The organism is Verrucomicrobiota bacterium (assembly GCA_027622555.1).
Taxonomy (GTDB): Bacteria; Verrucomicrobiota; Verrucomicrobiia; order Opitutales; family UBA2995; genus UBA2995.
In genome coordinates this window covers 1-12,770 of the sequence record JAQBYJ010000077.1, presented here as the reverse complement: position 1 = coordinate 12,770, position 12,770 = coordinate 1, and the positions used below count along the sequence as shown (strand labels likewise).

9 protein-coding genes are annotated in these 12,770 nt (G+C 48.8%); 5 read left to right on the top strand and 4 right to left on the bottom strand.

The genetic code is table 11. From position 1 onward, the window contains the following. Positions 1 to 75 precede the first annotated feature (75 nt). The 4 genes from O3C43_17705 (at position 76) to O3C43_17690 (ending at position 6,349) form a co-directional block, all read left to right on the top strand. Positions 76 to 1,350 (top strand): TolC family protein, encoded by a 1,275-nt coding sequence (locus O3C43_17705; protein ID MDA1068327.1) that lies wholly within the window; start codon positions 76 to 78, stop codon positions 1,348 to 1,350. A gap of 12 nt (positions 1,351 to 1,362) precedes the next feature. Then, positions 1,363 to 2,490 carry an efflux RND transporter periplasmic adaptor subunit gene (locus tag O3C43_17700; protein ID MDA1068326.1) on the top strand — a complete coding sequence of 376 codons (1,128 nt, stop codon included), beginning with the start codon at positions 1,363 to 1,365 and terminating at the stop codon, positions 2,488 to 2,490. Between the two features lie 5 nt (positions 2,491 to 2,495). Continuing rightward, the gene (locus O3C43_17695; GenBank protein ID MDA1068325.1) at positions 2,496 to 5,657 is read left to right on the top strand and encodes an efflux RND transporter permease subunit; all 3,162 of its coding nucleotides are present in this window, start codon (positions 2,496 to 2,498) and stop codon (positions 5,655 to 5,657) included. A gap of 167 nt (positions 5,658 to 5,824) precedes the next feature. Then, positions 5,825 to 6,349 carry a hypothetical protein gene (locus O3C43_17690; GenBank protein MDA1068324.1) on the top strand — a complete coding sequence of 175 codons (525 nt, stop codon included), beginning with the start codon at positions 5,825 to 5,827 and terminating at the stop codon, positions 6,347 to 6,349. A gap of 9 nt (positions 6,350 to 6,358) precedes the next feature. On the opposite strand, the gene O3C43_17685 is transcribed toward O3C43_17690, so the two are convergent. The 3 genes from O3C43_17685 to O3C43_17675 form a co-directional block, all read right to left on the bottom strand. Further along, positions 6,359 to 6,721, bottom strand: a complete 363-nt coding sequence (locus O3C43_17685) for a transmembrane 220 family protein (protein ID MDA1068323.1) — start codon at positions 6,719 to 6,721, stop codon at positions 6,359 to 6,361. A gap of 207 nt (positions 6,722 to 6,928) precedes the next feature. Continuing rightward, complete coding sequence (locus O3C43_17680; protein MDA1068322.1) at positions 6,929 to 8,092, bottom strand: hypothetical protein; 1,164 nt, start codon at positions 8,090 to 8,092, stop codon at positions 6,929 to 6,931. Then, a complete protein-coding gene (locus tag O3C43_17675) occupies positions 8,074 to 9,441 on the bottom strand; it encodes an Ig-like domain-containing protein (protein MDA1068321.1) in 1,368 nt (455 codons plus the stop codon). The genes O3C43_17680 and O3C43_17675 overlap by 19 nt, the downstream gene beginning before the upstream one ends. Before the next feature lie 288 nt (positions 9,442 to 9,729). Between O3C43_17675 and O3C43_17670 the strand changes: the two genes are divergently transcribed. Further along, positions 9,730 to 12,144 (top strand): outer membrane beta-barrel protein, encoded by a 2,415-nt coding sequence (locus tag O3C43_17670; protein MDA1068320.1) that lies wholly within the window; start codon positions 9,730 to 9,732, stop codon positions 12,142 to 12,144. 65 nt (positions 12,145 to 12,209) lie between these two features. Here O3C43_17670 and O3C43_17665 read toward each other — a convergent pair whose 3' ends face one another. Continuing rightward, the gene (locus O3C43_17665) at positions 12,210 to 12,506 is read right to left on the bottom strand and encodes a hypothetical protein (GenBank protein MDA1068319.1); all 297 of its coding nucleotides are present in this window, start codon (positions 12,504 to 12,506) and stop codon (positions 12,210 to 12,212) included. Between the last annotated feature and the right edge of the window lie 264 nt (positions 12,507 to 12,770).

The window sequence follows — 12,770 nt, the reverse complement described above, 5'->3', positions numbered from 1 at the left end:
CCGCTGGCAGAGAAAGGCAACCGTATAGTCCTTCTCTAACAAAACGAATCCATTATTCGTCCATATATAATACCTATGCAAAACACTTTACGATTTTTTCTAGGCTGTTTAACAGCAGCCTTTCTCTTACAATTTTCACAACTTCAGGCTCAGGAGCGTTTGTCCCTGAGCAAGGAGACAGCTGTTGCGCTGGCATTGCGAAACAACAAATCGTTGACCGCGGCCAAAACAACGATTGAGCAGGCACTGGCCAGACACAGCCAGGCTGGGAAGCTGAGTAATCCTGAACTGAAAATTGATTACGCCTTCGACAAGGCCTTCAATAACGAGGGCGAGTACAGCTTCGGTTTCGGATTTGAACAACGTTTCCCGGTGAACAGTCGCTTGAGACATCTGAAGACGATTGCGCAGATCGAAATTGCCCTGGCTGAGGCAGAGATAAGCAACCAGGAGCGACTCCTCACTCAGCAGGTGGAAACGGTCATTCTGAATATCGCGCAAGCGGAAGAGCAAATTCGACTCAGAGAATCTCAGATTCGACTGAACGAGGAGTTTGCCCGCTTCGTGGAATCGCGGGTGAGGGCAGCGGAGGCTTCTATGCTGGAAGTAAACCAGGTCCGACTGGAGCTCTTTTCTGTGAAACAACAAATCGAACAATTGAACATCGAACGCAAGGAGTACCTCAGTTTACTGAAGCGCCTTCTTGGACTTGAAGAAAGCCGCCTGGTAGAAGTCTTATACGAGTTCAACATTCCCGAGACGCCTGTTGAGTTACCCCTGGTTACTGCTACAGCCATTGAGAACCATCCAGAGTATCGCCTGAAAAAACTGCTGTTTGAAATCGCGGATAAACACACATCACTCCAACTCGCTAATCGCTGGGATGATATCGCGGTTGGATTATTCTTTGAAAATGAACGCAGCGTTGATGAGCCTGTCGGTCGAAGAACAGACAACTTCTTTGGAGTCAGCGTCTCCATTCCCCTACCCTTCAATAACCGCAACGAAGGTCGTGTTCAGGAAAGCCGGGCTTACCAACGACAAATCGAATTGGAACTGGAAGCGGTCTCTCTCAATACGCGGAGTTTATCCCACTCGCTTAAAGAAAAAGTGGGCAGCCTCTATAAGCAGGTATATGAATACGACCACGGCGTTACACAAATCGTTGAGCAGAACCTGAAGGACATGAACGTTGCCTATGAATCGGGGCTGGTCAGTTTGACCGATCTTTTCAGATCACAGGAACAGCGGCTGAAGATAGAGTTTTTTCAGCTGACTATGCTACACGATTACGAACAAGCCCTTGTCGATTGGAAAGCGGCTACTAACCAGGACGCTAATCGTTCCTAACAAATCCTCACCATGAAAAATTTAAAAACACTTCTGACAGTTACGAGCTTAGCCTTCCTTTCCGCACTGACCTTCGCTCAGGACGAGTCCAATACGATCATCCTCGATAAGAATGGGGTAAACAACCTTCGTATCGAGCTGGTCGAAGCTGAGGAAAGAGAATTTAACACCATCGTATTTGCGATTGGCCGCATCGAAGAGATCCCTTCGAATCGTACCGTGGTTTCCTCGCGGATAGCCGGTCGGGTAACCAAGATTAATGTCTTTGAAGGTGACTCTGTGACGGAAGGACAAGTACTGGCCACAGTCGAGAGTCGGCTCAGTGGCGATCCGCCGCCGACGATCGAATTAAAAGCGAGCCAGTCCGGACTTGTCATCTCCTCTCATGTCCGACTGGGGCAGCCGGTGGAACCGGCCCTCGAACTCCTGGATATTTCGGATCGCTCAACGATGTGGGCCGTGGCCAAGATTCCGGAACAGGAAGCCGCGCAGGTCAGAGTAGGTTCGACCGCACACATTCGCATACCCGCTCTGGGAAGCGAGGAGATCGACGCCAAACTGGTGCGATTCGGAGTCGATGCCGATAGGCAAGCAGGAGCGATTGAGGGTATATTTGAATTGGATAACAGTGAGGGCAGATTGTTGCCAGGCATGCGCGCTGAGTTTGCTGTGGTGTTGTCTCATCGTTCCAATGTATTGTCCGTGCCCAGAGATTCGATACAGGGTGATCCGGCAAACCGGGTTGTCTTCGTGAAAGACTTTGAACTCCCCAATGCATTCGTCCGATCCCCGGTAATACTTGGCGAGCAAAATGACGACTACGTGGAAGTAGTAAGCGGTCTATTTCCGGGTGACCTGGTGGTCACAAGTGGCTCCTACTCACTGGGGTTTGTCATCGAAGGTAGCGGCATCTCATTAAAGGAAGCTCTCGATGCAGCTCACGGACACGAGCACAACGAAGATGGATCGGAAATCACTCCCGACCAGAAAGCAGCAGCCAACAAAACCGAGGAGAACAGGTCCGATGAAGCCAATGCAAAGACAAGCAAAGCTTTGTTCATTTACTCAGCTGTAATGACACTGCTCTTCGTCATTGTCGCGCAGTTGCTCTGGAGAAAAATGAAACGGATTGAGGATTAAGTATTATGCTCAATTTTTTAATTAGATTCTCCTTATCACAAAGACCCATCATACTGGTCTTTGCCATCGTTGTGATTGCCTTGGGAATCAAGACGGCAACCGAGCTTCCGGTGGAAGTACTTCCCGATCTGACAAAACCTACCGTCACTCTGTTAACCGAATCTCCCGGATTTGCTCCGGAGGAAGTGGAGACCTTGGTCACGATTCCTCTCGAAAATGCTTTAATGGGCGTCACCGGCGTTTCACGTTTACGGTCCATCAACGACATTGGTCTTTCACTGATATTCGTGGAGTTTGACTGGGGCACGGATATTTATCAGGCCCGTCAATTTGTTCAGGAGCGACTATCGGGCGCAACGGGGTCACTACCGGATGGCATTAGTCCCTACATGACTCCGGTGGCCTCGCTCATGGGAAACATCATGTTGATCGGACTGTCCGACCCCTCTGGGAAAACCAACCCCAGAGAATTGCGCGCCATTGCCGACTGGAACGTGTCGCGCAAAATCCAATCCATTCCAGGTATAGCGGAAGTCCTTTCCATGGGGGGAGGCGTTAAACAAGTCCAGGTGCAGCCGGACCCGAACAAGATGCTGGCACTCGGAGTATCCTACGAACAGATACACGATGCAGCGGCAAAAGCGGTAAAAAATACCACGGGCGGTTTTTTAACGGAATCCGCCCAGGAGATCATGGTTCGTAATCTGGGAATGACTACCGACTTGGGGGAAATAGCCGATACGGTTGTGAACTATGAAAATGACCGACCGATCCGTCTGAGGGATGTCGCGAATGTGGTATGGGATATAGAACCGATGCGCGGAGAAGCCGGTATAGGTTCCAAATCGTTATACAAGGACAAGCCGAACGAAAAGGTCGTCGGCCACCCGGGCATCATTTTAAGCATCACCAAGTCACCAGGATTCGATACACTTTCGTTAACCGAACAGGTTGAGAAAACGATGATGGATCTTCAAGCATCCCTTCCTGAGGGAGTCGAAATCCTGACGATATATAGACAATCCGATTACATTGACCTGGCGATAGGAAATCTGGAAGAAGCTCTGCGCGACGGTGCCATTATGGTAGCCATTGTCTTATTTCTTTTTCTGCTGAATCTGCGTATTACCCTCATCACGCTAACAGCTATTCCCCTCTCGTTGGGTATTACGGTCCTCGTCTTTGACTTATTCGACTTGAGCGTCAATTCCATGACGCTTGGTGGACTTGCGGTAGCGATCGGCATGGTGGTGGACGATGCGATTGTGGATGTGGAAAACGTTTATCGACGGCTAAGAGAAAATGCGTCCCGGGAAAATCCCAGACCCAATATCGAAGTTATTGCACAAGCATCAGCTGAGGTAAGGTCGTCGATTCTTTATGCGACCGTACTTATCATTCTGGTCTTTCTTCCACTCTTGGCGTTGAGCGGCGTGGAAGGACGGTTGTTTTCGCCAATAGCCATAGCGACCATTGTCAGTATGGCAGCGTCTTTCATCGTGTCTCTAACAGTGATTCCCGTTTTGAGTTCCTACTTGCTAAAACCCAAACCGGGAAAATTACACAAAGAAGGGTTTATCGTCCGGGGATTGAAATGGTTGTTCAGGAACACGTGGCTCAATCTGGCACTGTCACAACCCTTCGTCATCTTTCTGGTTACAGGAGGGCTTCTTTATATCGCTTACGGAACGGTTGCGCACATGGGAGGCAATTTCCTTCCTCCATTCAGGGAGCCGACCGCCTTGGTCGCAACCACCACCGCGCCTGGTACTTCGTTGAAGCAAACCAATGAGATCTCGGCTATTGCCCAAGACCTACTGCTTCAAATTCCGGAGATCGAAACGGTCGGCTATCGCGTAGGTCGTGCGGAACGAGGCGATCATGTCGTTCCTGTTTCCACGGTGGAATTTGATGTTGAATTTGATAGATCAAGCGCGCGCAGTCGGGATGACATTCTGGCCGACATACGGCAAACCATGAAGGGCATCCCTGGAACATTCAGCGCTATTAGCGGCCCGCTGGCTGACCGGATCGGACACATGCTCAGTGGGGTTTCCGCCAAAGTGGCTATCAAAATATATGGACCGGAGTTGAGCGAACTGAGACGACTGGGCACAGAGATCGTAGAAATAGCCAGGGAGATTCCAGGACTGGAAGAAGCACGGGGAGAACAACAAGCACCGATCCCTCAACTCAGGATTGAGGTGGACCGAAGCCGAGCCCTCGCCTACGGAATAACGCCAGGCGCATTGAACGAGCAACTGGCAGCCTTGATGGGTGGCGATACGGTGGCCGAGGTTTACGAAGGACAACGCGTTTACGATCTGGTCGTGCGCTTGCCGAAGGAATGGCGGGAATCGCAGCAGAAGTTATCCAGCCTTTATATCGATACGCAAAGTGGACAAAGGATACCCTTGAGTTATGTGGCGGATATACGACAAGGGACGGGGCCCAATACCATTCTTCGCGAAAACACGATCCGGAGATTTGTCGTTTCGATAAACCCGACCACCAGCGATCTCAATGCAGTGGTGGAACAATTGCAGTCGGACGTTGCGGAGAAGATCTCCCTGCCCCAGGGCTACACGCTATCCTTCGAAGGAGAATATGAGGCACAACAAGAAGCGCGTAAGACTATCATGATCATGTCGGCAGTGATCCTTGTTGTAATACTGGTTTTGCTGCTCAGCTACTTCAAAAGCTTTAGCTTCGTTATCCTGGTGTTAACCATCATTCCCATTTCCCTAATCGGAAGTATCCTGTATACCCGCTATACTTTGGATAACATTAGTATCGCCACCCTGGTCGGCTTTATAGCGGTTACGGGCATCGCCGCTCGCAACAACATTATGATGATTTCTCACTACCTGCATATAATGAGGCACGAAGGAGAACAATTCACACGAAGCATGGTCGAAAGAGGGACACTCGAAAGACTCGTTCCCGTACTCATGACAGCTATATCTGCAGGCCTTGCCCTCCTACCCCTGGTTCTGGCAGCTGAAGAACCCGGAAAAGAAATTCTGAATCCAGTTGCCATCGTGATCATCGGAGGGCTAATAAGTTCAACCTTTCTAGGACTCGCCGTTACACCGGCACTCTTTTACACCTTCTGTCGAAAGGCAGCGGAAAAATCGATTCGACTAGAGTCAGCAGCATCAGAATAATTCATAATCAGATTTAACCACAATTATAGTACTTCGTTGAATGAACAACGCCTCAACTCTCAGACCACTAGACGGCAGAGCAGGATGCTCATGCCCTACCATTTCAGCTGATTCAGGTAGGGCCACTGCGTCCTCGCAGTGCCGTTTTTTCACCTAGAATTACAATTATGAAAACCAAAATATCACCATCATTCCTGATCACTACAGCCTTGGCACTTAGCTTAGGAGTATTCTCATCCTTCGCAGATGAAAGTGGTAAAGACCACAGATCCGAACCAGGACCAAACGGCGGACGTCTCGTCGTAGGCGAAGATTTCAAACTGGAGTTTTTTGTAACCGATGAACGCAAGGTCCAAATCTCATTTTTAAATGACCAAGGTGAAGTCGTAGCTCCAAAAGACCAGGCAGTCTCGCTCGTAGGTGGGGATCGATCCGACCCGACACGTCTTCAGTTTGAAACCAAAGGAAAGGTACTGCTTTCAAAAAGCGCCCTGCCCGACCTCAAAAACATGCCGGCCATTCTCAATGTGAAAGCCTCGCCAGGAGCCGAGCCCGTTCGCGAACGCTTTAACATCAACATGAGCACATGTCCGGAATGCTCCCTTCACGAATACGCCTGTATCTGTGGTCACGAAGAAGAAAGAGAACACGGTCATAGCCACGGACCGGATGCGGATCACCAGCACAAGTAGGCCACAGAACTATGCGGTCTTCCGACCAACACATAAAAGGACGCCCATCCAGATGGCGATGATAAGTAGCCCGCCCATTTCGCGGACCCACTCAACGGTGATGTTGCTCATGGACGCCTGCATGAAAACTTCGTTCCACAGAATGTCTTCGTAGGTACCGATGATCTTCGGTAGAAGAATGAGCGCCCATACAAGGGCGATTCCACCGACAATCATGGGCATGAGGTTGGGTAATTTTTTAAGGGCAAAAAGCAGACAGGCAACACCAGTTGCACCCCACATAAGCATCCAGATGACCGGATCCGGGTCGTTGTATTGAAGTACAGCGGAAAGCAGGAACAGAAAGCAAAGAATCCAGTTAAGTATTTTCATGGACAGAGTGTATTTAATTTATACAGGAACAGTCTAATTCAAAACTCAATCGGTGCAAATTCTGAAAATAGAATTTTGCCCAAGCCCGGGACATATGTTAAGAACCCATTGCCACCATAACCAGCCTCGCCATTCAGCTGCTCCGTCCAGCGGCAGTATTTGACCAGGTTCGGGTCAAGAGCATTGACACGGATGCTCCCGAAAAATCTACCCCAGCGGCTGCCCGTAGATTTCTTCAAAGTCACCAATGCCATCCCCATCACTGTCGGGATTCTCCGGATTAAACCCAAGAATGAACTCTATCAAATCGTAAAGGCCGTCCTGATCCGTATCCACAGGTGGCGGAAAGCCAAACGAATAGGTGGGAATCTCCATGATGGTAGCTTTTCCTGGAGTACACCATTCCCGGAATCCAACTTTCATCGATTCTTTATGAAACACCCATTGCTTGTAAGGCGTATACGGATCCATAAAGTCTGAGAGTAAGATCTCAAAATCCTGTAAGGATATTACATCCCGAAATTCTTCACCAGTGTTCTCATTCACACGAAACCTGCAAAAGGTTCCAACAAACAGGTCTTCTTGCCCCTGTGAAAAGCCTTGTTTGACAAAGTTTATTTCGAGCCCACTGACAGCAACACGATCCTCTCCACCCGAACGAAACCGAATATTCATTTGGCCATCAGACACTGCTATATTGGTGTATGTTATCTTACAATTCGTAAGTTCGTCTGCTGAGACCTGGCCAACCAGTATGCCTTCTATCCAAACTTCCATAAGAGATCGCATTTCCAAGGGATCCCCCAAAAAGATACATAAATCATAACAGCCAGGTTCTACCTCCACAATGAATGTGGCATCGCGGGTCTCATTAAAATCATATTTCAGATTCAGATCATCGCGAGCACCGCGGGCTACAGCGCCAATCAGGCCAGTTCCCCATCCATATCCTATTTCTGCATTATAAAGGGTTTCCGGAGTAATTCGCAAATAGCCGGGAGTAAGCGGAGAATAGGACGCTCCAAAATCAAACCACCAAGGGGCCCCAAAAATATCAGGGAGACCCAAAAATATGCCATTACCAAACTCGTCATCCGGAAGGACAACATTTATACCGGTCACCACACAGAAAACGATGTGCCAGCCAGGTGCCACAATACCCGTGCCGGGATCCGAGTTGATCACCGACCCATCTTCACTAACGGTACCAGTACCTATCACAACCCAATCACCCACATCGTGGTCAAATGATGCAAGAAAGGAACTTTCCCCGGGCTTTAAACCGTCAATGTTTGGAAAGGTAATGGGAGCTGGAACATCAAAGGTGGAAGCTCCGGGAACTTGAATAGAAATCACCAAAGAAGCATCCATTCCTCCAGGAATTGGAGACGGGGTCCGGTCGGGAGGAACCGGAATAATACTCGCTTGAGTAGAGGGAACTCCATTCCGATCTTGCGCTGATCCTGGAGGGAAAGTAATCGACAACAAGTCCCAGGTCGCGGCGGGGATCTCGGGAAAGAGATTCGCGAGTTCGCTTTTGCCAGCATCTCCGAATCCGACCTCGGTTGGTTGCGTATCGGAAAGTTCAACAATATCTCCGGCATCCATAGGTGGTAGGAAAATATCAAACTCCACCCCCCCTGATTTAATCGAACCGTTTGGCCTGGCGAACTATGAAACTGTTTACCAACAACCGGGTAAACTTTTCCATCCGGGGCGTTCGTCGCGGTACCACCATCGATGTGCACAAAAAATTCAGGCGCAGGCAGGTTCACGAGTTCGAAACGACCATTTTCATCGGTAACCACGTTCGCCGCAGGAAGTCCGTCCACCCGAATTGTCGCACCCTGAATAGGAATTTCAGAATAGGAATCTTTAACAAAACCGAAGATATTGGTGTTTTCGATTCGGTCCAATGAAAGGGTCTGGAAAAAGTACCCAAATGCTCCGCCGGCGTTACCATCCAGATCCATATCCACGAGCGTGCCTTGAATATCACTGATGGTATCTGGCAGTATGCCCACTTGAATTAGCGTTGCTGCAGGAAGCGGATCGATGGGAGTAATAGTCACCACCTTGCCCGTAGTTGAAACGCTGGCCGAAGAAGGAATCGGATTCTCATTAATCAACAGGAACACGTTGAACGGCGTGACCGAGGCAGGGTTAATAGGGCCATCAAACGAAATGCGGACTTGCCTGTTCGGGCTCACAAGTTGTTCCCCCAAAGTCGGGGATATACCGGCGACGGAAGTAAGCGGAGGAAGGTCACTCACAAACGGATCGGTGCCGTCCGCAAGCTCCTTGCTGTTATTGGCACCATCCGAGTCGGAATCTTCCAGTCCATCGAGTGGGTTGAGTGGATCAAATTTACCACCGCTGTTAATCTCAGTCAGATCGTCGATCCCATCATTATCCAGATCGATAGGATTCGCAATCTCAGCCTGGGTAATTCGGTAAAATCCACGCCCACCAATCAGTCCACCGCCCATATCCGACAATTCGAAGGGGCCATCCGAGCCAAGTTGAATGGAGAGCACCTGTTCAAAGGAGGTTAAATCCTGGCTTCGAGTGAGCACATAGTAGGAAGAAGCGTTCGCCTCGAATCCTATCGATACTCTCCCTTCTTCGTTGAGATCCACACGGTCAATCAACAACACTTGTGCAGAAAGACTTGCGGCTAAAGAGAAGGAATACAGAAGAATTATTGTTATGTGTCTCATACTATTTCAATTGGGGTTAAATGTTTTCGAAAGCAGGATGGACCAGAGAGAGACGCTTAGTATTCAAGCTGAGTTTCAGGAGTTTGCCAAGGCAATATCTTGCGACGAAGCACTAAACTTTCTTAAGAGGTTCCATTAGGTGAAGGCTTGCAGCTGAAAGCTGAGAACGATCGTACATGGCGTTAAATCCTCATTAATTTGCACGTAATAACCCGTTTTACAGCTTGATCTGTAAAAGAAATGAGGAAACTTTATTCGTTCTCCTAACCCTGACTTATCTCCCAACTTTTGAAACGTTTTAAAAGAGTTTACCTGCTTTTGTATTTTTTCATAGGCAGTTCTTTCAATTGTCCAGCTGCGGACCAATCAGACCCTCCTTCAGCTAGAGAGGAACCTGCGACAGCAACCACAAATGCGGCCCAGGTCCAGGATGCTACCAAAGACGGAACGCAAAGCCTGGAAGAAGCTCTGGATAATAAGCCGGGGATCAATTTTAGCTCGATCCAGATTGGCGGTCAAAATACAGGGATCAGTTTAAGTAACATTCGGGCAGACACTGTTGAATCACTGGAAGCATTGAAGCTGGCCACACCTGATATGGATGCGGACATCGTTGGTGGAACACTAAACCTTAAATTTCGTCCCGCCTTTGCTCAGAACTCTCCTACCCGCCAGTTTCGGTTATACATTACTCAATATGAACTCGCAGACAAACCTGGAACTTCCTTTTATCTGACAGAGGGACAATCCTTTGGTGAAGAGAACCGTTGGGGGTATCTGCTGAATGGGCGTGCTTACCAGTCCTTTCTGGCCGAGGAAAACCTTAACCGCGATTGGGAGGTAAAGCCTGAGTCAGCCTGGCCCGACATCTGGAGATTTCAGGACGTGCAAATCGAGAAAGAAGATTTCCGCAGCACAAGCGTATCCGGAAATATACTTCTCGATTATGAATGGTCGGAAAAGCTCAAGTTATTCAGTCGTGGAATCTTTTCCCAACTGAAACGAACCGAGACCAACCGACACATGGAATACGAGTGGGATGACGGAACCTACACTTCCCTGAATGAAGATTCGGCAACCGTGGAAGGCATCACACTCTTCAAAGGAATCGAGGATCGAAAGTACCAAAGGAAGACAGCTGAAGTAACAGTGGGCGCCGAATACAAAGGTGAAGATTGGCGCTGGGAAGCGCAGGCCAAGTACGATTCTTCTGATGCACGCTACCCATACCGATGGGACTCGTTCTTCAAGAATGAGGAAATTGATGCCTCCTATAGCAACGCCTTCTCCGATTATCCTACTTTTTCGATTCAGCAGAATTCTACAGCGCGCGCAGAAGATACCCGGAACTATGAATTCGACGAAGTGCGGGTCTATACCTCGAAAGATGTGTTTGTCGATAGGATCGCCTCCTTCGCCCTGGAACGAAACTTCCCTCATGAGAAGGGAAGTCTAAAACTTAAATCAGGAATGAAACTTCTGAACAGAGACCTCGATAGTGGCGACGAAATTCTGATCTACGATGAAGCTTCCATGCCACTAACGATTGCTCAGTTCGAAAGTCCGTGGCGTAACGATGATATTCACTACGGTAATTACAGACTAAGTGGGTTCCATGACCCTGTAGCTTTCAGGGAATATTTTCAGGCTCATACGGAGGAATTTAGCCTGAATGAAACCAGGACTCGCTCGCAGTCGGACCCTGCGAACTACACCGTCAATGAAACCATTTCTGCGGCCTACATTATGGGTGATTATTTTTGGGACCAGTGGCGCATCCTGGCGGGAATGCGCATGGAAAAAACTGAAGATGAGTTCACCGGAAAGGAAGTGCTTTTTGATGAGAGTGGAGATTACCTGCAGACACTTGATACGGAAGGGGGCCGGAATTACTCCAACTATTTCCCGGGCATTCAGGCCGTGTATTCCGCCAATGACAAACTGACCTTGTACTCGTCGTGGTCAAAAGCGGTGGAGCGACCCCGCTATATTTATCTGGCACCGTTTCGGCGCATAATTCAGCGGTCTCAAAACATCCGCGAAGGGAATCCGAATCTCAAACCCACAGTGTTTACCAGCCTGTTAGCAGCGGCAGACTGGGCTTATGACAAATCTGGATTCCTCGGCGTGGAACTGCTGCGACGGGAGAATGAAGATATTGTGGTAGAGAGTCAGTCTGTGGTCAGGGAAGGGCAATTCAAGGATTTCGATCTATTTACTTGGGACAACGCGGGTGTGGGCATTCACAACCAGGTGCAGGTTGTGTGGAACCAGGATCTTGACCCATTATGGAATGAGCTCGATGGATTCTCATTGGAGATGCGCTACCGATACAATGATACCGAAACGGACGTCCGAGGACCCGAATTTGATCCGGTACCGATCGCCTTGATTCCCGAAAACGATGTGAGAGCTTCATTCATTTTCCAAAACCAAAGCTGGATACTCCGCTTGAGAGCCGACCATCGCTCGGAGATGCTTCGTCTCATAGGAGCAACGCCAAACAAAGATACTTATTATTTTGATAAAACGACCTACACTTTCACAGCAGAATATCGCACCCAAAATGGATGGATCGGCAATGTAGGTGTCTACAACATTACCCAGGACGATCCTTTATCCTACTTCGGGAACCCTAACCGAGTCTCCGATCTGGCGAGCCGAGGACGTTATTGGCAAGGTAGTATGCGGTACACGTTTTAGAAGAATGAATTGCCCGCACCTGTTTCTTCATAATACCAAAGTCTGAGACGAAAACGTGATGATTATCAACCGGCTTTCGGAGTTGGGACATCTGCTCGCAGTAAACCTTCTGCTTTGAGTTCGGACCAAAGGTCGTCCGGGATATCCAACTGAAACCAATCCAGGTTGGTGCTGACAATTTCGGGCGAGTTCATTCCTGGAATAACCGAGACAACAGACGGATGACCAGCAGGAAATTGCAGAGCGGCCGCACCCAGCGGAATGTGGTAAAACCCCCACCTCTGCGGCTTCGCCGCTAAAAAGCAAATTCCTATCAATAACAGTTGTCGCTGTAATGGGGGCAGTTGAAGGTGGTTGGTCATTAGAATTCTCAATCATTTTGTTTTGCTGGCCCTATGCTTTTTATATAGCTATTTTGGCAATCGGGGGCGCAGGAGCTATTATCGACAAGTTTAAAAAATAAAGAATGAGTGGGAAAAAAATAGTAGGAATCACCTTTTCCCTAATTTGGTTCCTTATTGTCTTTGTTTGGGCTCTACATGAGACTGGTGCCGACGACGACGAGAATGCCGTCAGGACCGAACGCAATGGATCCGGCTGAAGATAATGTTACTGAATTTGATGAT

What these genes read in the sequence shown, in the direction of transcription:
- O3C43_17665 (MDA1068319.1), bottom strand. Translation starts at nt 12,506, where the DNA reads ATGACCAACCACCTTCAACTGCCCCCATTACAGCGACAACTGTTATTG.
- O3C43_17675 (MDA1068321.1), bottom strand. Translation starts at nt 9,441, where the DNA reads ATGAGACACATAACAATAATTCTTCTGTATTCCTTCTCTTTAGCCGCA.
- O3C43_17685 (MDA1068323.1), bottom strand. Translation starts at nt 6,721, where the DNA reads ATGAAAATACTTAACTGGATTCTTTGCTTTCTGTTCCTGCTTTCCGCT.
- O3C43_17705 (MDA1068327.1), top strand. Translation starts at nt 76, where the DNA reads ATGCAAAACACTTTACGATTTTTTCTAGGCTGTTTAACAGCAGCCTTT.
- O3C43_17690 (MDA1068324.1), top strand. Translation starts at nt 5,825, where the DNA reads ATGAAAACCAAAATATCACCATCATTCCTGATCACTACAGCCTTGGCA.
- O3C43_17695 (MDA1068325.1), top strand. Translation starts at nt 2,496, where the DNA reads ATGCTCAATTTTTTAATTAGATTCTCCTTATCACAAAGACCCATCATA.
- O3C43_17700 (MDA1068326.1), top strand. Translation starts at nt 1,363, where the DNA reads ATGAAAAATTTAAAAACACTTCTGACAGTTACGAGCTTAGCCTTCCTT.
- O3C43_17680 (MDA1068322.1), bottom strand. Translation starts at nt 8,092, where the DNA reads ATGGATGCTTCTTTGGTGATTTCTATTCAAGTTCCCGGAGCTTCCACC.